Origin of the sequence: Achromobacter sp. PD1, from assembly GCF_048541815.1 — a bacterium.
In the GTDB taxonomy this organism is placed as follows: Bacteria; Pseudomonadota; Gammaproteobacteria; order Burkholderiales; family Burkholderiaceae_B; genus Achromobacter; species Achromobacter bronchisepticus_A.
Map to the genome: position 1 here is coordinate 4,849,854 of NZ_CP183349.1, position 21,066 is coordinate 4,870,919.

The 21,066-nt window shown below is 66.5% G+C and carries 20 protein-coding genes; 8 read left to right on the forward strand and 12 right to left on the reverse strand.

The genetic code is table 11. From position 1 onward, the window contains the following. Positions 1-81 precede the first annotated feature (81 nt). The 3 genes from ACM1PE_RS22885 to ACM1PE_RS22895 all read left to right on the forward strand — a co-directional run bounded on the left by ACM1PE_RS22885 (position 82) and on the right by ACM1PE_RS22895 (position 3,032). Positions 82-705, forward strand: coding sequence for a glutathione S-transferase family protein (locus ACM1PE_RS22885; protein ID WP_059371506.1), 624 nt, complete (start codon positions 82-84; stop codon positions 703-705). A 98-nt stretch (positions 706-803) separates the two neighbouring features. Continuing rightward, positions 804-1,763, forward strand: coding sequence for an LLM class oxidoreductase (locus ACM1PE_RS22890; RefSeq protein ID WP_419343854.1), 960 nt, complete (start codon positions 804-806; stop codon positions 1,761-1,763). 51 nt (positions 1,764-1,814) lie between these two features. Beyond that, positions 1,815-3,032 carry a hypothetical protein gene (locus tag ACM1PE_RS22895; protein ID WP_419341045.1) on the forward strand — a complete coding sequence of 406 codons (1,218 nt, stop codon included), beginning with the start codon at positions 1,815-1,817 and terminating at the stop codon, positions 3,030-3,032. A 12-nt stretch (positions 3,033-3,044) separates the two neighbouring features. On the opposite strand, the gene ACM1PE_RS22900 is transcribed toward ACM1PE_RS22895, so the two are convergent. The 5 genes from ACM1PE_RS22900 to ACM1PE_RS22920 form a co-directional block, all read right to left on the reverse strand. Next, positions 3,045-4,265 carry a hypothetical protein gene (locus ACM1PE_RS22900; RefSeq protein ID WP_419341047.1) on the reverse strand — a complete coding sequence of 407 codons (1,221 nt, stop codon included), beginning with the start codon at positions 4,263-4,265 and terminating at the stop codon, positions 3,045-3,047. Positions 4,266-4,390: 125 nt separating this feature from the next. Beyond that, positions 4,391-5,368 carry a Bug family tripartite tricarboxylate transporter substrate binding protein gene (locus ACM1PE_RS22905; protein WP_419341049.1) on the reverse strand — a complete coding sequence of 326 codons (978 nt, stop codon included), beginning with the start codon at positions 5,366-5,368 and terminating at the stop codon, positions 4,391-4,393. 18 nt (positions 5,369-5,386) lie between these two features. Beyond that, positions 5,387-7,012: a GMC family oxidoreductase N-terminal domain-containing protein gene (locus tag ACM1PE_RS22910; RefSeq protein WP_059371463.1), complete on the reverse strand. Its 1,626-nt coding sequence runs from the start codon at positions 7,010-7,012 to the stop codon at positions 5,387-5,389. After that, on the reverse strand, positions 7,009-7,614 hold the full coding sequence (locus ACM1PE_RS22915) for a thiamine pyrophosphate-dependent enzyme (RefSeq protein ID WP_059371462.1): 606 nt from the start codon (positions 7,612-7,614) through the stop codon (positions 7,009-7,011). The genes ACM1PE_RS22910 and ACM1PE_RS22915 overlap by 4 nt, the downstream gene beginning before the upstream one ends. Before the next feature lie 2 nt (positions 7,615-7,616). Beyond that, on the reverse strand, positions 7,617-8,135 hold the full coding sequence (locus ACM1PE_RS22920) for a thiamine pyrophosphate-binding protein (RefSeq protein ID WP_419343855.1): 519 nt from the start codon (positions 8,133-8,135) through the stop codon (positions 7,617-7,619). A gap of 113 nt (positions 8,136-8,248) precedes the next feature. Between ACM1PE_RS22920 and ACM1PE_RS22925 the strand changes: the two genes are divergently transcribed. Both ACM1PE_RS22925 and ACM1PE_RS22930 read left to right on the forward strand, forming a co-directional pair. Further along, entirely contained in the window at positions 8,249-9,211 is a 963-nt protein-coding gene (locus ACM1PE_RS22925) for a LysR family transcriptional regulator (protein ID WP_059371460.1), read from the forward strand. A gap of 137 nt (positions 9,212-9,348) precedes the next feature. Next, positions 9,349-10,008: a glutathione S-transferase family protein gene (locus tag ACM1PE_RS22930; protein ID WP_059371459.1), complete on the forward strand. Its 660-nt coding sequence runs from the start codon at positions 9,349-9,351 to the stop codon at positions 10,006-10,008. Positions 10,009-10,027: 19 nt separating this feature from the next. Here ACM1PE_RS22930 and ACM1PE_RS22935 read toward each other — a convergent pair whose 3' ends face one another. The 7 genes from ACM1PE_RS22935 to ACM1PE_RS22965 are packed head-to-tail and all read right to left on the reverse strand — an operon-like array spanning position 10,028 to position 17,919. Beyond that, positions 10,028-10,774, reverse strand: a complete 747-nt coding sequence (locus tag ACM1PE_RS22935; protein ID WP_054451836.1) for a citryl-CoA lyase — start codon at positions 10,772-10,774, stop codon at positions 10,028-10,030. A gap of 52 nt (positions 10,775-10,826) precedes the next feature. Further along, on the reverse strand, positions 10,827-12,962 hold the full coding sequence (locus ACM1PE_RS22940) for an acetate--CoA ligase family protein (RefSeq protein WP_419341053.1): 2,136 nt from the start codon (positions 12,960-12,962) through the stop codon (positions 10,827-10,829). After that, complete coding sequence (locus ACM1PE_RS22945) at positions 12,959-13,456, reverse strand: MaoC family dehydratase (RefSeq protein ID WP_054451838.1); 498 nt, start codon at positions 13,454-13,456, stop codon at positions 12,959-12,961. The genes ACM1PE_RS22940 and ACM1PE_RS22945 overlap by 4 nt, the downstream gene beginning before the upstream one ends. After that, positions 13,453-14,202, reverse strand: a complete 750-nt coding sequence (locus tag ACM1PE_RS22950; RefSeq protein WP_059371457.1) for an SDR family oxidoreductase — start codon at positions 14,200-14,202, stop codon at positions 13,453-13,455. Before ACM1PE_RS22950 ends, ACM1PE_RS22945 begins: the two co-directional genes overlap by 4 nt. Positions 14,203-14,262: 60 nt before the next feature. After that, complete coding sequence (locus tag ACM1PE_RS22955) at positions 14,263-15,228, reverse strand: Bug family tripartite tricarboxylate transporter substrate binding protein (RefSeq protein WP_419341056.1); 966 nt, start codon at positions 15,226-15,228, stop codon at positions 14,263-14,265. Between the two features lie 22 nt (positions 15,229-15,250). Next, positions 15,251-16,714, reverse strand: coding sequence for an aldehyde dehydrogenase family protein (locus ACM1PE_RS22960; protein ID WP_419341058.1), 1,464 nt, complete (start codon positions 16,712-16,714; stop codon positions 15,251-15,253). 11 nt (positions 16,715-16,725) lie between these two features. Then, positions 16,726-17,919: an iron-containing alcohol dehydrogenase family protein gene (locus ACM1PE_RS22965; protein ID WP_059371454.1), complete on the reverse strand. Its 1,194-nt coding sequence runs from the start codon at positions 17,917-17,919 to the stop codon at positions 16,726-16,728. Between the two features lie 80 nt (positions 17,920-17,999). Between ACM1PE_RS22965 and ACM1PE_RS22970 the strand changes: the two genes are divergently transcribed. The 3 genes from ACM1PE_RS22970 (at position 18,000) to ACM1PE_RS22980 (ending at position 21,066) form a co-directional block, all read left to right on the forward strand. After that, positions 18,000-18,821, forward strand: a complete 822-nt coding sequence (locus ACM1PE_RS22970) for an IclR family transcriptional regulator (RefSeq protein ID WP_251879314.1) — start codon at positions 18,000-18,002, stop codon at positions 18,819-18,821. Further along, positions 18,818-19,837 (forward strand): NAD(P)H-dependent flavin oxidoreductase, encoded by a 1,020-nt coding sequence (locus tag ACM1PE_RS22975; RefSeq protein ID WP_419341061.1) that lies wholly within the window; start codon positions 18,818-18,820, stop codon positions 19,835-19,837. The genes ACM1PE_RS22970 and ACM1PE_RS22975 overlap by 4 nt, the downstream gene beginning before the upstream one ends. A gap of 257 nt (positions 19,838-20,094) precedes the next feature. Further along, positions 20,095-21,066: a Bug family tripartite tricarboxylate transporter substrate binding protein gene (locus tag ACM1PE_RS22980; RefSeq protein WP_059371451.1), complete on the forward strand. Its 972-nt coding sequence runs from the start codon at positions 20,095-20,097 to the stop codon at positions 21,064-21,066.

The window sequence follows — 21,066 nt, forward strand, 5'->3', positions numbered from 1 at the left end:
GTACCCGATCTCGCTCAAGACAGAGAATTTCACTGCCGCCGCGCAACCGCAATATTTAGCCAATCTTAAATGAGCAAGCCCATGCTGAATCTATACACCGATAGTTCTCCCAATGGCTACAAGGCCACCATCGCGCTGGAAGAACTGGAACTGCCCTACCGCCTGCACCATGTGCGCATCGCGCAGGGCGAGCACCGCCAGCCCGACTTTCTGGCCCTGAATCCGCATGGCCGTATTCCGGTATTGACCGACGATGAAACCGGCGTGGCGTTGTTCGAATCGGCGGCCATCCTGCTGTATCTCGCGGAAAAGACCGGGAGGCTGCTGCCCGCGGACACCCGGGGCCGTTGGGAAACCATCAAGTGGCTGCAATTCCATTCCAGCAGCGTCGGTCCCATCATCGGACAGCGCGTCAACTTCGAGGTCTTCGACAAGGCGCGCAACGCCGCCGCGCTTGAACGCTACCAGCGCCTGACCGAGGACGCGCTCGCGGTGCTGGACCGCAGGCTGGCCGATCAGCCCTATCTTGCCGGCGACGCCTACTCCATCGCCGACATCGCGCATTTCGGCTGGAGCCACATCGCGCGGATCATCGATTTCGATTTCAGCCATCACCGGCACCTGAGCGCGTGGCACGAACGCGTGGCTGCGCGGCCCGCGGTCGCCAAAGGTATCACCCTGCCCGCGCCGGCAACGGGCGCTTGAAGGAAGCGAGGACAGTCGGAATGGACACCACCCACTCTCTCCACGGCGCGGCGGGCGCGTCATACTTCGCCTTTTCCGCGCACCCCGGCTATCGGCGGATGTTCGCGCCCGAGCGCCTGACGCTGGGCATCTTCCTGCCGCTGCGCTTCTATGAAGGCAGCATGGCGGTCCTTGCGGGGCAAGCCGAACTTGTGCGGCAAATCGACCGGCAGGAGTTTGCCGCCGTCTGGGTGCGCGATGTGCCCTTGTACTCCCCTTCCTTCGGCGATGCAGGCCAGGTCTTCGATCCGTTTACCTACCTGGCGTTTCTGGCGGCGCAAACGAAGAAGATCGCCCTCGCGACGGGCAGCGCAATCTTTTCCCTGCGCCACCCCATCGATCTGGCCAAGGCGGCCAGCACCATCGACCAATTGTCGGGCGGCCGGCTGGTGCTGGGAATCGCCTCGGGAGACCGGCCTGCCGAGTTTCCCGCTTATGGGCTGCGGCATGACGAACGCGGACCGCGGTTCGCAGAAGCCGTCTCGTACTTCCGCCAGCTGATGCGCCCAGGACATCTGGAGATCGATTCGCCGCTGGGACGCTTCAGCCGCGCGGAGTTCCTGCCCAAGCCGGCCGCGGGCAACATACCGCTGATCGTCACCGGTTCCTCGGGCCAGTCGCTGCGATGGATCGCCGAACATGCCGATGGCTGGCTGACCTATCCTGACGCCACGCATACCCCGATGGGACCGCAACGCCTGGCGGAAAAAATCCGCGCCTGGCGCGCCATGATCCCCGACGGCGGCTTCCGTCCGCACATGACCAATGAATGGCTGGATTTGGTCGACGACCCCGATCATCCGCGTACGCCCTTGCGCAACGGGTTCGTGCTGCGCACAGGCAGAAAGGGTTTGATCGCGTTGCTGGAGGAATGGCGGACGGCCGGCGTCAATCACGCCGCGCTCGGCATCCAGTTCTCGCAACGGCCCGCGGCGGACGTGTTGCAGGAACTGGCGGAAGAAGTGCTGCCGTATTTCCCCACCCATGAAGGGCCTGGCACTTTGCCGGACGCTTGGTAACCCACGCAGGCCGCTACGCTATCCTTGACGGTTTCCACCCCCCATCCCGTCATGGCGCAGCCCTCCGCCCGCATACTCGAAGGAACCATCGATCAGATCCGCCTCGCGGTGCCGCTCGTGCGGCACGATGCGTACCTGCGCGTAGGAACAGAAAGCGTGATCGCCGCCGGGCTGCAGGCGCCGCAGATCAACCAGCTGCAGCGCCTGCATCAGCAGGGCATCCCGGCGCGCCTGGGCGTGATGGACGGCGCAGAAGGACTGGCGGTCTACTCCTGGGCGGTTCCGGCGCGCGGAGAGCCCATCCCGCCGCGCTACTACCAGACCTTGAAGCGGCGCGGCTGGCGCGAGGTTGCCATCGGCGGCGCGATCGGCGCGGCGTTCGTGTGGCTGGCCTGGCTGCTTGGCATCGCCAGTCTGACGCGCGTGTTCCTGATGGTCTTCTCGCTGGTCGTCGCGCTGGTGGCGCTGGTGGTGGCGGGGTCGGCCCTGCACGGCCTCTGGCACAACCGCCGCCACCGCCCCCTGATCCTGGCGAGCGAAGCGCTGTTCGATCCCAAGCAAAGGCCGGCTGCCGGCACGCCTGCGCCGCCGCCCAAGCCGCCGCGCCTGGAGCCGCTATCGACTCAGGACGAGGGCGAGCCGCCCATCGGGCATGTGCGAGGCCATCTCGTCGGCCTCACGCATGAGATGCGCCAGGTCCACAAGGGACCGAACTATGGCATCTACCGCTACGCCGTCAACGGCGTGGACTACGCGATGATCGCCCAGGAAGCGTTCGGCGACGCGCTGCCCTTCCTGGCCGAGGACGACCGCGTCGAATTGGCCGTGCGCGCGGCCCCTGTCCACCAGGATGGCCGGCGCGCCGTCTACGCGCTGCGCAATCTGGAAGACGGCCGCTGCTATATGTGCCACCGCTACTACGGCGGTGAGCAAGGCAGGGACACGCCTATCCGCGTGGGCATGAGCCAGCGCGCGCGCCTGCTCAAGCTGATAGGCGCGCTGTTGCTGACGGCCTGGCTGTTCGTGGTCGGCCTGCAGTTTTTCGCCGGCTCGGACGACGCTTCTTTCCGGGACCTTCCCGAACTGGCGGTCTTCCTGCTGGCGCTCTTCCTCATCGTGTGGCTGGGCTTCGCCCTGCCCCTGCTATGGCTGGACACGCGCTGGCGCATGGGCAGGCCCACGCGGCGGCAGCGCTTCACGCAGCGGATCTACGCCATGCTGGACCTAGGCACGCCCCTTGCGCCCTCGCAGCGCGTCGAAGACGTGTAGCCCGCGCAGGCTTCAGTTGCCCAGCAGCTTCACGGTTTGCGGGTTGTAGCCGGAATACGCGCCGCCGCAGCCCGTATAGGCTTGCGCGGCGGCGGGCAGCCCGGTGGCGCGGACGGAAAGTTCGCCGCGCGCGCGGATCTCCCTGTAGCGTTCGGCGGCCACCGTCTCATCGGGCAGGAAGTACAGCCGCACGCGCTGCAGGCCCTTGCCCGGATCCTTGCTGCTCGCGGCGCTGAAGGCCGGCACGTTCACTGTGGCCTCGCGCCAGGTCCCGGGCTCTTCCAGCGTCTGCCAACGCACTCGCAAGGGTTGCTCCAGATCGAGCAATACCGGGCTGCCGCCACGCGCCAGATCGCAAGGCCGCGGCAGCACGCTGCGCGCCGCCTCCGAGCCCATGTCGTAGGCCTGGCCATTGATCTCCACCCGGGCGATGGTCTGCGGCGTCAGGTTCTGCAGGCCGAATATCGCCACCCCGGGCATCCCGGCCGCCTCCATCCGGTCGTCGGTCGTGCCAGCGAAGCGCGCGATGCCCGGCGCCACCTCGACGTGATCGGCATAGTGGTAATAGTGATAAACCACCAGCTCCGCCTCGCCCTGCGAGGACGCCGAGGGCAGCTTGCCCAGATCGGGATACGGCGCGCGTTTCAGCGGCACGGACGCGCCGGGCGTTCCGTCCTGGCTGGAGTACACGTAGCGATCCACGCCATCCTTCAGGCGCGCGCCCTCGTAGGGAAAAGCCTCGCTGGCCGCCGGCCCCTGGTTCGGATAGCGGCTGAAACGCGAAAACATGGAGTGCGCCGCCGACCCGGACTCCAGGTACGGCGACGCGCCCGAAGACACGCTTCCGCCGCGCCTGTCCGTCCAGATGGTGCGCCCGCTCAGATTGACGTGCGCTTCCTGGATCGCAGGGTGCGACGCCTGGAAGCGGTCCCACTTGCCCTGCTCGATGGAGTCGCTGACGGGCACGATGGCCAGCGCCAGCACGGTGGGCAGGAACATCCACGCGTGGACGCGCCCGGGCACCTGGCCCTTGTCGCGCACCATGTAGACGATCCAGCACAGCGCCAGCACCACGGCCAGCGGTCCGCCGAACAGCACGCCATAGCTCAGCAGCGCCTGCGCGCCCCAGCCGAGATTGGGGGTGGAGACAAACACGATGCCCAGGAATGCCATCAGTCCCGCCAGCAGGAGGGAAACGATGATGCCAAACAGATAGTGCCGGATTTGCTTCAAGTGCGCAGTCCTCGCCGGTTGCGGCATCGGCGCCATCCCGGTAGGCATGGCAGCCGACGATCTAGTCTGGCGGCAGGATAACGCTAATTCCAGTTCGGTTCTGGATCAGGGAGCGGCTTTGCCGGCTAGCGAGGCTTGATGCCCGCCGCGGAAATCTCCTTGCCCCAAACCTCATAGTCGTTCTTGATGCGTTGCTGTAGCTCTGCCGCAGTGGACGACTGTGGCTGCATCCCCATCGATTTCAGGCTCGCCGCGACCGATTCCTGGCCGACTGCTCGTTCCACCGACGCCTGCAGGCGTTCAATGATCGGCGCGGGTACGCCTGCGGGCGCAACCACGCCATACCAGGAATTAAGGCCGAACGGTATGCCGAGTTCCTGGAACGTCGGGGCATCGGGGAACATGCCGGCCCGCTCGGGAGACGTCACGGCCAGGATCCGGACAGCCCCTGCCTTCGCCTGCGCGGAGGCCAGCGCCCAGCCGCCAAACGTCGCGTCCAGATCGCCGCCCAGCATGCCCATCAGCGCTTCGCTCGATCCCTTGTAGGCGACGTGCTGCATGCTGATGTTGGCGTGCCGCTTCATGATCTCACCGCTGATGTGTCCGGCGCTGCCATCCCCCCAGGAGCCGAAATTCATCGTTCCCGGGTTGGCCCGGGCGCGCTGTACCAGGTCTGCATAGGAAGATATGGGCGACTTCGCGGGAACCATCAACGCATTGCCGGAAACCGAAATCAGCCCGATCCCTGCAATGTCCTTCAAGGGGTCGAAGAGCTTCTTCAAGAGCAGGTGCGGCGACAACGACAAGGCCGCCTGGTACGAAACGCCTATCGTGTAGCCATCCGGCTTGGAATTGGCCAGGGCGGCGATGCCTATCAATCCGCCAGCGCCTGCCTTGTTCTCGACGATGACGGGCTGCCGCAGATCGGCGCTCATCTGCTGGGCGACCAGTCTTGCCAGCGTGTCAGGCTCCCCGCCGGCGGGCGATGGGACGATCAACCTGATCGGCTTCGTGGGATACGCGGCATCGCCTTGCGCCCATGCAGGTAACGTGACGCCGCAAAGTGACGCAAGAACTATCAGTCCTCTGATGTGCTTTTTCATGGCTTGTCTCAAAGATTTTTATGGGTGTACTGCATCTTCCAGAATCATGTCCGCCGCTTTCTCCCCGATGGCGATCGAGGGAGCATTGGTGTTTGCCGACGGCATGGTCGGCATGACCGAGGCATCCGCCACGCGCAGGCAGGAAACGCCCCGCACGCGCAACCGCTCATCCACGACGGATGCGGCATCGGTTCCCATGCGGCAAGAGCCTATGGGGTGATACGAGGTCTGGCCCAGCGAGCCGACGTAATCCAGCCAGGCTTCGTCCGAAGTGCAGTCAGGCCCGGGCCTCGTCTCCCGCACGACGAACTCCGACAGCGCCGGCTGCGCGGCCACCTGGCGCGCGAGCCTCAACGCGCCGAGCGTCGCGCGCACATCGTCGGGATGGTCGAGATAGTTGCCATGGATGGCGGGAGCCGCGTCGGGATTTTTCGAAGTAATGTGCACCGAGCCTTGCGACTGCGGCCGCAATGCAAAGGTGCCGATCGAGAATCCGGGAAAGTCGTCGAGCACCAGTTTGCCCGCGGTCCTGGCATCTACGCTGGAAAGATAGTGCAACTGCAGCTTGGCGTCGGGCTGCGCGAGGCTTGGATCGGTACGGACCAAGGCGTGAGCGACGGCGCTCGCGCTGCTCATCAGCCCATCCCCGCAGGCGGCCAGGCGCAGGGCCATCAGCGCTTTGCGCCACGTGCTGGGCACGATCTGATTGAGCGTACGCGCGTTGCGGCATTCGTAGGTCAGCCGCACATGCAGATGATCGCGCAAGCCCTCGCCAACGGCCGGCGCATGATGCCGGACGGATATGCCCAAGCCGGAGAGACGCTGCGAATCGCCTACGCCGGAAAGCTCCAGCAACTGCGGCGATTGCAGGGCGCCCGCCGACAGGATGACTTCCTTGGCGGCCATGACACGGCCGCGCGCTCCGCCCCTGCGGTACTCGACGCCACATGCGCGACTGCCTTCGAACAGAATCTTCTCCGCCGGCGCGTCCGTGATCACCTGCAATGCGCTCCGGCGCGGCAGCGACGCAAGATACGCGTCGCGGGCGCTGACCCGGAGACCTCGCCGGGTGTTCATCTGCAGGTAGCCGACGCCCTCGTAGTGCAAGCCGTTGTAGTCGGCGTTCGCCGGAATGCCAGCCTGCACGCAGGCGGCCACGAACGCATCCATGAGCGGCTGGCGCGGGCCATATTCACTCACGACAACCGGCCCTTGCCGGCCGCGGCTGGCGGAATCTCCCGCCTGAAATCGCTCGACTCGCCGCAAGTAGGCCTTGAAGGACTGGTTGTCCCAGCCAGACAGGCCATACTCATCGCGCCAGCGGTCGTACTCCTGCGGATCGCCATGCACCCAGATCATGCCGTTGACGGTGGACGAGCCGCCTAGCACGCGGCCCCGCGGCCAATAGATCGGACGATCCTTGAGACGGGCTTCAGGTTGCGTGTAGAACTTCCTCACGACACGTTCGTCGCGAATCAGATATGCAACCCCTGCGGGCACTCTTGTCCAGATGCTGCGCTCGGCCCGGCCCGCCTCGAGCAATACGACGCTGTGCTTGCCCGACCTGGCCAGTCCAGCCGCCACCGCGCAACCCGCCGACCCGCCGCCGATCACGACATAATCCACGATTTCGGGCGAGTTCATTGTGCCGTTCCCAGCGCGCGCATCAACCGTCGCGCTTCCATTCCCATGCGCGCGAAACGCGCATCGCCTTGTTCCGGCTGCGCAAGTTGCGGACCGAATCGCGCCGGAGTCGGTTCAATCTCAAGCTCGATCAGCGCGGGCGCAGGCGCGGCAAGCCATGTGCCTATGCCCGCACGAAACTCGTGGGCCTGCGTGAACCGGGCCGCGCCCGCGTAGCCCGAGGCCAGCGCCGCCGCGCTGAAATCGACACGCCCGTCCCCCGCCACCGCCAGATTCGCGCCGCCATTGAACTGCACGCCATTGGCGAACACGAAATGGTAGAAGTTCGACGGACGCATGCCTGCCACCGTGGCAAGTACACCCAGCTCCATCAGCAAGCTGGCATCACCGTCAAGAATGATGACTTTGCGCTCCGGAAAGGAAAGCGCCAAGCCCAGCCCAAGTCCGGCCGCGCCTCCCATCAGCGGAACCGATGAAAGGCCGAAGGCATAGTCGGGGGCAATCTGGTCCATGCTGTGCATGGCGGACATGGTGCTGATCACGATAGCGTCGCCCCGGACTTCTTGAATGATCTTGCAAGCGTCTTGCGTCGAAATGCTCATGGCTAGTTCCAGGCGGTGTAGTGGCCGATCAATACTGCTGCAGGTCCCGACCGCGCGGCGCAGGAGTCGATTGCCGTGTCGATGTTCGGCAAATCTTGCGGGCCGTCCAGGCGCCAATGGTCGATACCCATGACGTCCAGGACAGGTTCCACCAGATTGACTACGCGGCGCTGCGACCGGGCTGGGTCGTTTCCCACATTGGCAAACTCCCTGCCGAATTGGCCGATCATCAGCAACATGGGCAAGCCCGCGTCCAGGCCCACGGCCCGCAGGCTGTTCAGGCAATTGAGCAAACCCTGGTTCTGAATCAGCACGGCGACTTTGTGTCCGCCGATATGCAGCCCCCCCGCGACGTGGATGGCCTGGTTCTCGTCCGAGCACCGGACGACCTGAAAACGCGGCGTCCTGTCGATCAGGTCATGGACCGAGAGCTGGACGAAGTCCGGCACGGTCACGATTTTGTGGAAGCCGCGCGCGTCGAGCCGTTCGACGATGGCGGTGGCGGGTATGGAGGCAGGCATGGCGGTCACGGTGTCGTCTCATTTACGCGGTGATCCAAATTCTAGGAATCCGATCAATAATTCACCATTCATATAAATTGATTTATCGATACGAAAAACGGATCGGAAAAATAATGGAAAACGCTGATTCCAACCTGCTCAAACGCCTGAGGATCCGTCACTTGGAATTGCTCGGCCATTTGCGGGAAGTTTCCACGGTGCACGCCGCTGCCGAGCGCATGCATCTGTCCCAGCCAGCCGTGACGCGCATGATCAAGGAGATCGAGGAGGTCTTTGGCGGTCCGCTCTTTGACCGCATGGCGCGCGGCATCGCCGCGAACCACATCGGCGCTGAACTGATGCGCCGTTCGGATGTCTTGATGGCGGGGCTGGGCGCGGCCCAGGAAGAAGCGGCCATCATGAGATCCGGCGGGTCGGGCCTGATCCGGATCGGAACGTTCTCGGGATCCAACATGCTGCCCTCCGGCATCGTGGAACTGCGCCGGCGCCTGCCCAGACTGGCCGTGCAGATCCGCGAGTTCCAGATCGATCTGTTGATCGCGGAGCTGCTGCGAGGAGAGCTCGACTGCATCGTCGGCGCGCTCGCGCCGGACGAGTTCAACAATGAACGGCTGGACAGGCTGCAGGTCCACCTGCTGGCCAGCGACCGCCTTAGCGTGGTGGCGACCCGTACCCACCCGCTTGCACGCCGCAAGAAAATATCCTGGGCCCGTCTTGCCAACGAAGACTGGATCCTGCCGCCGCGCGGATCGCTGCTGCGACGCGCAGTCATAGCGGCCTGCCTGACCGAGGGCGTGACGCCCCCTCACCCCAGCATCGAATGTCTTTCCACGCTAACGGTGTTGACGTTTCTTCGTTTGGATCCAGGCAGCATCGGACCGATGCGGGAACAACATGCATTGGAGGAAACCAGACTGAACAAGGACATGGTCATTCTTGACGTAAGGCCAGGCGCCACCATGCCGCCATTGGCGTTGATTACGCGCAGCGGCCCGGAAGCCATGCGTCATCCTGTCAAGGAATTGCTCGATATCCTCAGGGGCCTGTCTTCACCCCCCAAAGGGGCCATCGACTAATCCGCCCGCGACTGGAACACCGTCACTGTGGGCGCTTCGATGGTTGACACAAAAGGTTTGAAGTTACTTGTTGCGGTTGTTTCTCGTCTCGGCGATGCTAGGCATCGTCTGTCGCCATCCCGCCAGGAGACCCCGCCATGCCGCTCGCGCTTTACGGCCATCCGTTCTCTTCCTACACGCAAAAGGTATTGATCGCGCTGTACGAAAACGGCACTCCATTCGAGTTCCGCTGCATCGGTCCCGACACGCCAGAGCACGCGGCCGAATGGCTGCGGCGCTGGCCCTTGCACAAGTTCCCGCTGCTGGAAGACGGCGGCCGCAACATTGCCGAGACCAGCATCATCATCGAACATCTGCAGCTGGAGCATCCCGGGCCGCAGCGCCTGCTGCCCGCCGATCCCAGGGCGGCGCTGCAGGTGCGCTTCCTGGACCGGTTCTTCGACCTGCACGTCATGAACTGGACGCAGCATGCCGTCGGCGGCGCGTTGTCGGGCGACGAGGCCAAGCGCCGGGAAGCGCTGGCGCTGGCCGTGGAAAAGCTGGAAATCGCCTACGCCTGGCTGGAGGGACATCTGGCCGGCGGAACCTGGGCCGCTGGCGCGGACTTCACGCTGGCGGACTGCGCCGCCGCACCCTCACTGTTCTATGGCGACTGGACGCACCGTATCGCCGAATCGTATCCGGCGCTGCGCGCCTACCGGGCGCGGCTGCTTGCGCGCCCCTCGTTCGCGCGAGCCGTGGAAGAAGCGCGGCCCTACCGGCCGCTGTTCCCGCTGGGCGCGCCGGACCGGGACTGAATCCGGCCCGGCAGACGCATCACTCGTTGCCGGCAGCCATGTCCCACACTTTCTGGGCGATGGGGTTTTTCTGTTCCTCGATGATGTGCGCCATCAGGCCCACCGAACGTCCGATCATCGTCAAGGCCTTGCCCAATTCAGGCGTCAGGCCCATGTCGAGCACGATGGCGCCCTTGGCCCCGGTGGCGTTCAGCGGAATCTTGCGGCCGGACTGGCGCGCCGCGGCGGCGGCCAGCTCCACGGCAAAGCGCGAATAATTGCCGTAATAGCCGCAGTCCCTGGCGATCTCGAACATCTTTTCACAACGGGGATCGCCATCCACGTGTATCGGATGCCCCACGCCGGGAATCTTGCGCTTGGCCGCCTTGTTGGCCGCGACGCATTCCTCGGCATAGCGGCGCAGTTCCTCGTCCGTGTAGCTGTCCTGCTTGGGCAGGGCGTCGCGCAGAAAGCGCGCGGCGTATTCGATCACGCCCAGGAAGCGGCTGCCGGCGCCCAGCAATCCCGCAGCCAGGGCGCCCTGCATGGCCTCGGGCGCGCCGTGCAGAGTCAGCCGCGCCGACAGGGCGCTGGGCGTGAGGCCGTGGTCGGTCGCGCTCACCAGGAACAGGTTGAGCATGGTCTTGAGCTGGGGCGTGGGAAACTCGCCCAGTAGCTCCAGGGCCAGCACGTCGATGAAATCGCGCTGGAACAGGTCCTGCACCAGGTCATGGCCTCGCACCAGGATGGTATGGGCGTCGCCGCCTCCGATCTTGCTGTCGAACATCTGAAATCTCCGTGTTTTTTCCCGGGCAGCGGACGGCCGCTGCGCCGGCTTGCTATTCGATGACGGCGTCCAGCGCCACCACGCCGCGTCCTTCGTCCAACACCACCAGCGGATTGACCTCCAGCGATTGCACGCCGTCGCCCAGGGCCGTGAACAAGGCCGCGATGCGCTGCACGGCGTCCACCAGGGCCGCCCTGTCGCGCGCCGGCAGGCCGCGATGGCTGGCCAGGCGGCGCGCGATGCGCGTCTGATCCAGCGCGCGTTCGATCCGCTTGCGGCTGGCAGGCAGATGGCAGCGCGCCACGTCGGCCTCGACCTCCACCCACACGCCGCCCGCGCCCACGCTCAGCACCGGGCCGAAGACCTCGTCGCGATGCAGGCCCACCAGCATCTCCACGCCGTCGACCACCATTTCCGACACCAGCACACCGCGGATGGCCGCGGCCGGCACCTGATGCCGCGCCGCGTTCGCGGCGATGTTCTCGAAGGCCTGCCGCACTTCGGCTTCATCGCGCAGCCGCAGTTGCACGCCGCCGATCTCACTCTTGTGCAGCACGCCGTCGGCCACCAGCTTGAGCGCCACCGGAAAACCGATGGCGCAGGCCACTGCCGCCGCCTCTTGCGCCGTGGCCGCCTGGGATTCGCGGGGCGCGCGCACGCCGTACTGCGCCAGCAGCGCCTTGGCCTGCGATTCATTGCAGGGCAGTTGCATGGCAGGCGCGGCCGAAGGCAGGCCGGCTAGCGGGGTTTCCGGCGCCTCATCAGTGGTCTGGTCCGCGTACGCGCTGACGCGCTTGAGCGCCTGCATGGCGTTGCGCAGGCTGTAGACAGGCGCGAATCCTTCCTGGATCAGCAGGTCGTGCGCCGGACCGCGCCGGCTGCTCATCCAGACCGGCACGAACGCCTTGGCGCCGCCCTGCGCCACCGCCAGCATGTTGCGCACCAGCCCTTCGGTGCTGGCCGAATAATTGGAGGTGATGGGGTAGAGCACCGCGTCCACGCCCGGGTCCGCGAACAGCGGCGCCAGGCAGCGCCGCGCCAGGTCCGGATCGGTCAGCGCCTTGGTGGTCAGGTCCACGGGGTTGGTCAGGGCCGCGTAGGCGGGCGCGTGCCGCGCCATCTCGGCCACGGTCTCGTCGGCCAACACAGCCATTGCCAACCCGGCTTCGCCCACCTTGTCGGCCGACAGCACGCCCGCGCCGCCCGACGACGAATACACGCAGATGTTGCGCAGGCTGCGCACGCCCACGCGCGATATCAGGCTGGCGACGTCCAGCAGTTCGTCCAGGTCTTCCACCCGGATGACCCCGTACTGCGAGAACACCGCGTCGTTGACGGCGTCCTCGCCGGCCAGCGACGCGGTGTGCGATTGCGCCGCCTTCTTGCCAAAATCCGAGCGGCCGATCTTCAGCGCGATCAGCGGCTTGCCCGCGCGGCGCGCGGCAGCCGCCGCCGCGATGAAACGCGGGCCGCTGCGTATGCCCTCCATCACGGTGCAGATCAGGTCGGTGCCCGGGTCGTGCGCCAGCCAGTTGATGAAGTCCGCGCTGTCCAGGTCCAGTTCGTTGCCGGTGGAGAACCAGCGCGAAAAGCACACGCCGCGCTCGTTGCCCTGCATGAGCGAACGGCCCAGGCCGCCGCCCTGCGTCACCAGGCCGATGCGCGAGAGCTTGCCGGTCCTGCCGTCGTTGCGGAATTCGGTGGAAAAGGTCAGGCCCAGGCGCGGCGCCAGCATGGTCATGCCGGCGCAGTTGGGGCCGTACAGCCTCATGCCGCTGCGCTGCGCCAGCGCCAGCATCTCGGCCTCGACCGTGCGCCCGGCCTCGCCCAGTTCCGCGAAGCCGCCGGTGAACACGATGACGTAGCGCACGCCCTTGCCGGCGCAGGCCTGCAACGTGGCGACGGCGGATTCGGCCGGCACCAGCAGCAGCGCCACGTCGATGCCTTGCGCCGGCACCGCGTCCACGCTGGCGTGCAAGGGCTTGCCGAAGAGTTCGCCGCCCTTGGGGTTGACCAGGTACACCTCGCCGTCGAAATCCGAGTGCTCCAACACATTGACCACGGTGGTGTGGCCCAGCGTTCCCGGCTTGCTGGAAGCGCCCACGATCATGACTGAACGCGGCCGCGTCAGCTCCACCAGGTCATCGAAGCGGACATTGGGATCGAACTGGGAAGGACTGGCGCTCATGCGGCCTCCGGTCGGCATTTCATCAGGGTGGTCCATTCCGACTCCACCACGACCTCGCCATTCTGGTTCTTCACCGTGCGCAGCATGGTCACGCGGCCCGTGCCGGGGCGCTTCTGCGACAGCGTCTTCTCGCCTATGCTGAGTTCGACGTGGATGGTGTCGCCGATGAGCACCGGCTTGCGCCACACGCAGCGCAGTTCGGTCAGCGCCAGCCGAGTGCCGTCCATCAGCCGGTACACGGGCATGCGGGTGGTCAGGCCCGACGCGATGGCCAGGGTCAGCATGCCGTGCGCGGCGCGCTGGCCAAAAGGATGGCTGGCGGCGAATACGGCATCCGTGTGCAGCGCGTTGTAGTCGCCGGACAGCCCGGCGAACTGCACCACATCCGCTTCGGTGACCGTGCGGCGCGGACTTTCCCAGGACTGCCCGGACGCCAGGTCCTCGAAGTACAGGCGCCGGCCCAGGTGTTCGTCCAGATCGAATGGCGTGCTCATGCGTAGCGCCCTCCCGTCACGTGCACGGTCTCGCCCGTGGTGAAGCCGGCCAGGCGCGAGGCCAGGAAGGCTACTGTCGCGGCCACGTCGGCCGGGTCGCCCAGGCGGCCGACCGGCGTGTTGGTCTTGGCGCGTTCGGTCAGCTCTTGGTAGTCGGGGCGCTGCTGCATGCGCGGCGTCGAAATGACGCCCGGGGCGACCGCGTTGGCGGTGATGCCGAACTTGCCGGACTCCAGCGCCAGCGAGCGCGTGAAGCCGATCAGTCCGGCCTTGGCGGCCGAGTAGTTGGTCTGCCCCGGATTTCCCAAATGGGCGCGCGAGGCGATGTTGATGACGCGGCCGAAGCGCTGTTCCATCATCAGCGGCAGCACGGCGCGCGAGCAATGGAATGCTCCCTGCAGCGTCACGTCCAGCACCGCGTGCCAATCCTCCTCGGACATCTTGGTCAGGTAACGGTCGCGCGCAAAGCCCGCGTTGTTGACCAGTATGTCCACCTTCTTCCAGCGCTCGACCGCCAGCTGCACGGCGCGGCCCACCTCGTCCTTGTTGGTCACGTCGGCGCGCGCACCCAGGACGTTGCCGCCCAATTCCGACAGTTCCGCGCAGGCGGATTCGATCGCCGCTTCGTTGGCGTCGCACACCACCACGTTGCAGCCTTCCTGCACGAAGCGCCTGGCCATTGCCATGCCCAGCGTGCCCGCGCCGCCCGTGATGAAAGCGGTGCAACCATTCAGTTCCAGATCCATGATGCCATTCCATTCGAGTTTCAATGTTCCCGCCGCGCCGGGCCCGCCCGGGCCCGGCGTTCAATCGACCTGCAGGCGCGCCTGTTCCACCAGCGTCTTGGCGGCGGCTCTTTCCTTGGCCCAGAACGCCGCGAAGGCTTCGGGCGTGCTGCCCACCAGCGGCGTGTAGATGCGCGCGAAGCGTTCCTGCACTTCCGGCATCTGCAAGGTTTCGCGCAGCGCGCCGGAGAACTTGTCGACGATGGGCTGCGGCGTGCCGGCAGGCATGACCACCGCCTGCCAGGTCGTCACCTTGAAGCCGGGCACGCCGGACTCGGCCACCGTGGGCACGTCGGGCATGTCCGCCACGCGCTGGTCGCCGCTGACGGCGAGCGCGCGCAGCGTGCCTTCCTTGATGAAGGGCGCGGTGGTGGAGCGGCTGTCCACCATGAAGGACAAGCGCCCGGCGATCAGGTCCTGCAGCGCCGGCGCGCTGCCCTTGTAAGGCACGTGCGTCATGGGCGCGTTCAGAGCCAGCGACAACGCGGCTCCCGCCACGTGCATGGAACTACCATGCCCGGCGGACCCGTACGACAGCCCTGCGTCGGGCTTCTTCGCCGCCTGCACCAGGTCCTGCATGGTCTGGAACGGCGAAGACTTCGGCACCACCACCACCAGCGGCGAATCGGTCAATTGCGTGACCGGCACAAAGGCCTTGCCCGGATCGACCTGCACGCCCTTGTAGAGGTAGGTGTTGATGGCCAACGGCCCGACGTTGGCCCACAGCGCCGTGTAGCCGTCGGGTTCGGCCGTGGCGACTGCCTGGTTGGCGATGTTGCCGTTGGCGCCGGGCTTGTAGATCGGCACCACGGGCTGCCCGAGCTTTTTGGACAGCTCGTCCTGCACCATCTTGAAAGCGATGTCCGAAGCGCCCCCGGGCGCAAAGCCGATGACCATGCGGATGGGCCGGTCGGGCCATTCCGCGTGCGCGCCGGCCGCCAGCATGCAGGCGGCCAGGCCCGAGGCCAGCTTGACGATGAACTTCATGTTGTCTCCTGTGGGCGCCACGCTAGATCGTGGTGTCGTACTTGATGTTCTTGAGCTGCGTGTTTTCGTAGATGGCTTCCAGCCCGCGTTCCTTGCCGATGCCGGACTGCTTGTAGCCGCCGAACGGCGCATCGAACGACGTCCGCAGGCCGGTGTTGATGGCCACGCTGCCCGACTGCAGCCCGCGCGCCATGCGCAGGGCGCGGCCGCCGTCGCGCGTGTACAGCACCGCGGCCAGGCCGTAGCGCGTGTCGTTGGCCATGCGCAGGGCGTCGGCCTCATCGCGAAAGCCGATCACGGATTGCACCGGACCGAAGATCTCGTCCTGCGCGCTCTCCATGCGGGCATGGGAGTTCAGCAGCAGCGTGGGCGGCACGAAGTAGCCCTTGGCCGTATCGCCTTCCAGCTTCATGTTGCCGAAATGGGCGGGCTGCGCGCCCTCTGCCTGTGCCAGCGCCACGTACTTCTCGACACGCTGCTTCTGGGCCGCGCTGACCAGGGGGCCCATCTCGGTCGCCGGATCTGCCGGCGAGCCGATGCGCACGGTGTCCAGGCGCTGCTGCAGCAGGCCAAGGAACTCCTCGCGCACGGATTCCTGCACCAGCAGGCGCGTGCAGGCGATGCAGACCTGGCCGGAATTCTTGATGATGTCGCCCGCAGCCACGGCCGCGGCCTTGTCCAGCGGCGCGTCCTCGAACACGATCAGCGGCGACTTTCCGCCCAGCTCCAGCGTGACGCGCTTGACGTCGGCGGCCGCGGCCGCCTGGATGCGCGCACCCGTCACGGTGCCGCCAGTGAACGACACCCGTGATACCAGCGGATGGGTGACCAGCCGTTCGCCCACCGTGGCGCCCGGGCCGTTGACCACGTTGATCACGCCGGGCGGAAAGCCGGCTTCCTCGAACAATCGCGCCAGCGCCATGGTGGACAGCGGCGTCACTTCGGAGGGTTTGAGGATCACCGTGTTGCCCGCGGCCAGCGCCGGACCAAGCTTGTTGACGGTGAGCGTCATCGGGTAATTCCACGGCATGATGAGCGCGCACACGCCCAGCGGCTCGCGTAGCGTGAAATTGAGCACGTCGGCATTGCCCACCGGTATGGTCTCGCCGCGCAGGGCCGGAATGATGCCCGCGAAGTACTCCAGCGACGCCGGCATGCCCTTGAGCGAATCCAGCGAATGCGTGATGGGCTTGCCCACGTTCAGCGTTTCGATCCAGGCGAGCTTTTCGCGGTCGCGCTCGAACAATTCGGCCAGGCGCCGCAGCAGCTTGCCGCGCTGGGCCGGCGTGGTCTTGCGCCAATGCGTTTCAAAGGCGGTGTGCGCGGCCTGCACGGCGGCGTCGACGTCGGCCGCCGATGCCGCGTGCACGCTGGCAAGCACCTGCGCCGTGGCCGGATTGTAGGTATCGAACGTGCTGCCTTCGGCGCCTGCGCGCCAGTTTTCCCCAATCAGCAGTTCATAGGGGCGGGAATCGATGACATCCATGCGGGCGCTCCTTATGCGGCCATTTGCAGGTATAGGGATTGAATTTCTTCCGGCGCGAGGACGCGCGGATTGACGGGCATGGACGCGCTCAGCATGGCCTGGCTGGCCAGCTGCGCGGCATCCTGCTCAGACAGCGCCAAGCCGGTAAAGCGCAGAGGAATGCCCGCCAGCCGCGCCAGCGACTCGACCGCTACGATCAGGGCCAGGGCGTCCTGCTGCTCGTCGCCCGTTGCGGCCATGCCCAGCGCGCGTGCGGCCTCGGCATAGGGCGCGGCGGCGGTCTGCGCCGTGTGGCGCGCCACCACGCTGAAGATCGGACCCAGCACTTCCGCATGCGCCATGTGGACGCGCGACTCCAGCGGCGTGCACATGGCGTGCACGGCGTCCACCTTGCTCATGCCGATGGCCAGGCCCGCCATATAGGCGCCCATCTGCATGTCGGCGCGCGCGCGCAGGCTGTCCGGCGCGCGCAGCACGTCGGGCAGCGCCCGCATGCACAGGCGCAAGGCCTGCAAGGCCATGGCCTTGCCGACGGGCGAAGGATCGGTGTTGATCCAGGCGCCCAGCGCATGCAGCACGGCATCGAAGCCGCCCTGCGCGGTGGGGCGCGGCGGCAGGCTGAGCGTGAGTTCGGGCTGCAGCGCCACCAGCGCCGGACGGGCGCGCAGGGAGCGGTACAGGCGCTTGCGCCCATCGTCGCCCTGGATCAGCGCGGCCGAGCTGCTTTCGCTGCCGGTGCCCGAAGTCGTGGGCACGGCGATGAAAAGCGGATCGGCGGCCTCGGCGGCGGCGTTCAGCCAGGCTTGCCCTCGCGGCGCCTGCAATTCGTCGGCATCGAACCCGCCCGCCAGGCAGGCGTAGACCGCCTTGGCCACGTCGATGGCGCTGCCCCCGCCCACCGCCAGCACACTGGCGCAGCCCTGTTCGCGCGCCACGCGCAACGCGGCGCGCACCTGATCCATGGCGGGATTGGGCACCACGCCGTCATAGACACGCCATTGCAATCCCGGCGCGGCGGCAAGCGCCGCTTCGACGGCGGAGCCCACCGCGCCCCAGGTGCCGGCGTCGGTCACCACCAGCGGCAGGCGCAGGCGCGCGCCCGCGGCCGCCAAGGTTCTGGCCAGGGCGTCCCCGCCCCAATGGCAAACGCCGGGCCAGGCCATCACGCCCTGGGCCTGTAGCGCACAATCCTGCTGACCGCTCATTCGTCCTCCTGATCTTGCATAATTTGCTATGCGAATTTATAATTCATTTAGTGAATTGATCATAAAAAAGGAGCTTGCCCATGTCAAGAGCCTCGCCTCGTGCGCCCAAGAACGACGCCACCGAAGATTCCGCGGAACCCGACCGCCAATTCGTCACCGCGCTGGCCCGCGGGCTCGACATCCTGCGCTGCTTCAGCGCCGAACGGCGCATGCTGGGCACGACGGAGCTGGCCCATCTGACCGGTCTGGCCCAGCCCACCGTATGGCGCCTGTGCCACACCCTGCAAAAGACGGGATTCCTGGCCGCCGTGCCGGGCAAGGACAAGCTGCAACTGGGCATCGCCGCCATCGCGCTGGGCGGCGCGGCGCTGGCGGGGCAGGAAGCGCTGGACGTCATCCGGCCGATGTTGCAGGCGCTGGCCGACCGCTATCAGGTCGCGGTGGCGCTGGGGCGGCGCGACGGCGACAGCATCGTCTACCTGCTGCGCTGCCAGGGGAATTCACCGCTGCTGATGAACCTGCGCGTGGGTTCGCGCATACCGCTGTTCCACAGCGCAATCGGCTGGGCCTATCTGGCCTGCTGCTCGGCCGAGGAACGCGAGGCCCTGCTGCAAGAAGCCCGCGCATCCGGCAAGGCCGGCGACGCCGCGGAGCAGCAGGCCATTGCCGACGCCATCGCCCGGTATCCGGAACGCGGCTTCGTCTATCACGAGCGTCCCGCCTATCAGATCAACACCGTCGCCGCCGCCATCGAACTGCCCGCCGGCGAACGTTACGTGGTCAGCTGCGGCGGCCCGGCGGCGCTGTTGCCGCGGCAACTGATGCTCGATGAAGCCGGCCCCACGCTGCGGCAGCTGGCGCACGAACTGCAGCCCATCCTGCTGATGGGGAGGCACGTGTGAACCAGCCTCTTGCTCCGGCCGTTCCGCAACGCTGGCCCACCCGCATCACCGAACTGATGGGCATACGCTGGCCGCTGCTGCTCGGCGGAATGATGTGGCTGTCGGATGCTCGCCTGGTGGCGGCCATGGTGCGCGCAGGCGGCATGGGATTCATCACCGCGCGCAGCTCGCGCACGGATCAGGACTTCCGCCAGGCGCTGCGCGATTGCGGCGAACTGACGGGCGGCCTGCCATTCGGCGTCAACCTCACGCTGTCTCGCCGCGCGGCCAATAACGAGCCCATGCTGACGCGGCTGCGCATCGCGCTCGACGCAGGCGTGCGCCTGTTCGAAACGGCGGGCCTGCCGCCCACGCCGCTGCTGCCCGCCCTGCGCGAAGCCGGTGCCATCGTCATCCACAAGTGCGCGCACGTGCGCCATGCCGTCGCGGCGCAGAACATGGGCGTGGACGCAGTCACCCTGGTCGGCATGGAAGAAGGCGGCCACCCCGGCAGCAATCAGCTGCCCACGTTCCTCAACGGCGCCTATGCCCTGGAGCAGCTGCGCATTCCGCTGGCGCTGGGCGGCGGCATCGGCCACGGCCGGCAGATCGCCGCGGCGCTGGCGCTGGGCGCCGACGCCGTGGTGATGGGCAGCGTCTTCACGCCGGCGCAGGAAACCCCGGCGCACGCGGCGTACAAGCAGCGCGTGGTCTACACCAGCGAGCACGGCACCCGCGCCGTGCTCGGCAGCCTGGGCGACACCTGGCGCATCCTGGACAATGAAAACGCCCGCAAGGTCGCCGCCCTGGAACTGGCGGGCGCCAACAGCTACGCCGACTTCGGCGAACTGATCAGCGGCGAGCGCACCCAGGCCCTTGCCTACCAGGCGGGCCAGCACGAAGAAGGCATGTTGTCCATGGGCCCGGCGGTGGGCTTCGCCCGCAACATCGAACCCGTGGAAAGCATCGTCCTGAGGTTGCAGCGGGAATGCATGCAGGCCAGCGCACGCTTCAAGCACATGGTCGATTCCGCCTGAATCCGGTCCCGCGCCAGCGGGCCGTTACATACCCCCGCATCCCTGCCACGCCCCGCGCGCGGCAGGGATTTTTCATGCGCGTGCGCGGCCGCATCCGGCTGCAGATCGAAAACCCGTTATTGCAGCGCCCCGACGGCCGCAGTATCATCAATTCATTAAACGAATTATTAATTCGCAATGCGAATAATAAAACGGATCACTCAAGAATCCGTCCGCGCAACGCAAGCGCGCTCAACCCAGAAAAACAGGAGACAGGAATGAAGTTCAGCAAGATGGTGGCGGCAGCCCTGCTGGCCGCGGGCTTCGCGACGGCGGCTTCGGCCGCGGAATGGCCGGACAAGCCGATACGCGCCGTGATCGGATTTGCGCCGGGGGGACCTTCCGACATCGCGTTCAAGATGATGCAGGACGAGCTGAGCAAGAAGCTCGGCCAGCCCGTCATCCCGGAATACAAGCCTGGCGCCAACGGCAACCTCTCGCTGCTGGCCGCGGCCAGCGCGCCCGCCGACGGCTACACCATCCTATGGACCAACGCGGCCACCATCGCCGTCAACCAGTACCTGTACAAGGATCTGAAGATCGACCCGGCCCAGGCCTTCGCCCCCGTCGCGCAATTGACCGATTCGCCGCTGGTGGTGGTGGTGCCCAAGGATTCGCCCTACCAGACCATGGCTGACCTGATCAAGGCGATCAAGGCGGACAAGCAGGCGACCATCACCTACGGATCGCCGGGCTACGGCAGTTCGGCGCACACCGCGGCCTCCTCGCTCGCGCTGGCCTTGAACACCAAGCTCACGCACGTGCCGTACAAAGGCAGCGCGCCCGCGCTGCAAGACCTGATCGCCGGACGGCTGACCTTCATGATCGACAGCCGTTCCAGCTCCCTGCCCTACATCAAGGACGGCATGCTGCGCCCCCTGGCGGTCAGCGGCGCCGCCCGCGTCAAGGATCTGCCGGACCTGCCGACCATCGCCGAATCCGGCGTTCCGGGCTTCAAGGTCACCACCTGGCAGGCCGTGGTCGTCCCCGCCGGCACCCCCAAGCCCATCATCGACAAGCTGGCCCGCGCGCTGGAAGAAACCGCCGCCATGCCCATCGTGCAGGAACGCTTCGAACGCATCGCCACTCCGCTGGTCAGCAGCTCGCCCGAGGCGTTCGCCAAATTCTGGGCGGAGCACCGCGAGGCCACCCGCGACCTGGTGGAACGCGCCAACCTGAAGCTGGAGTAA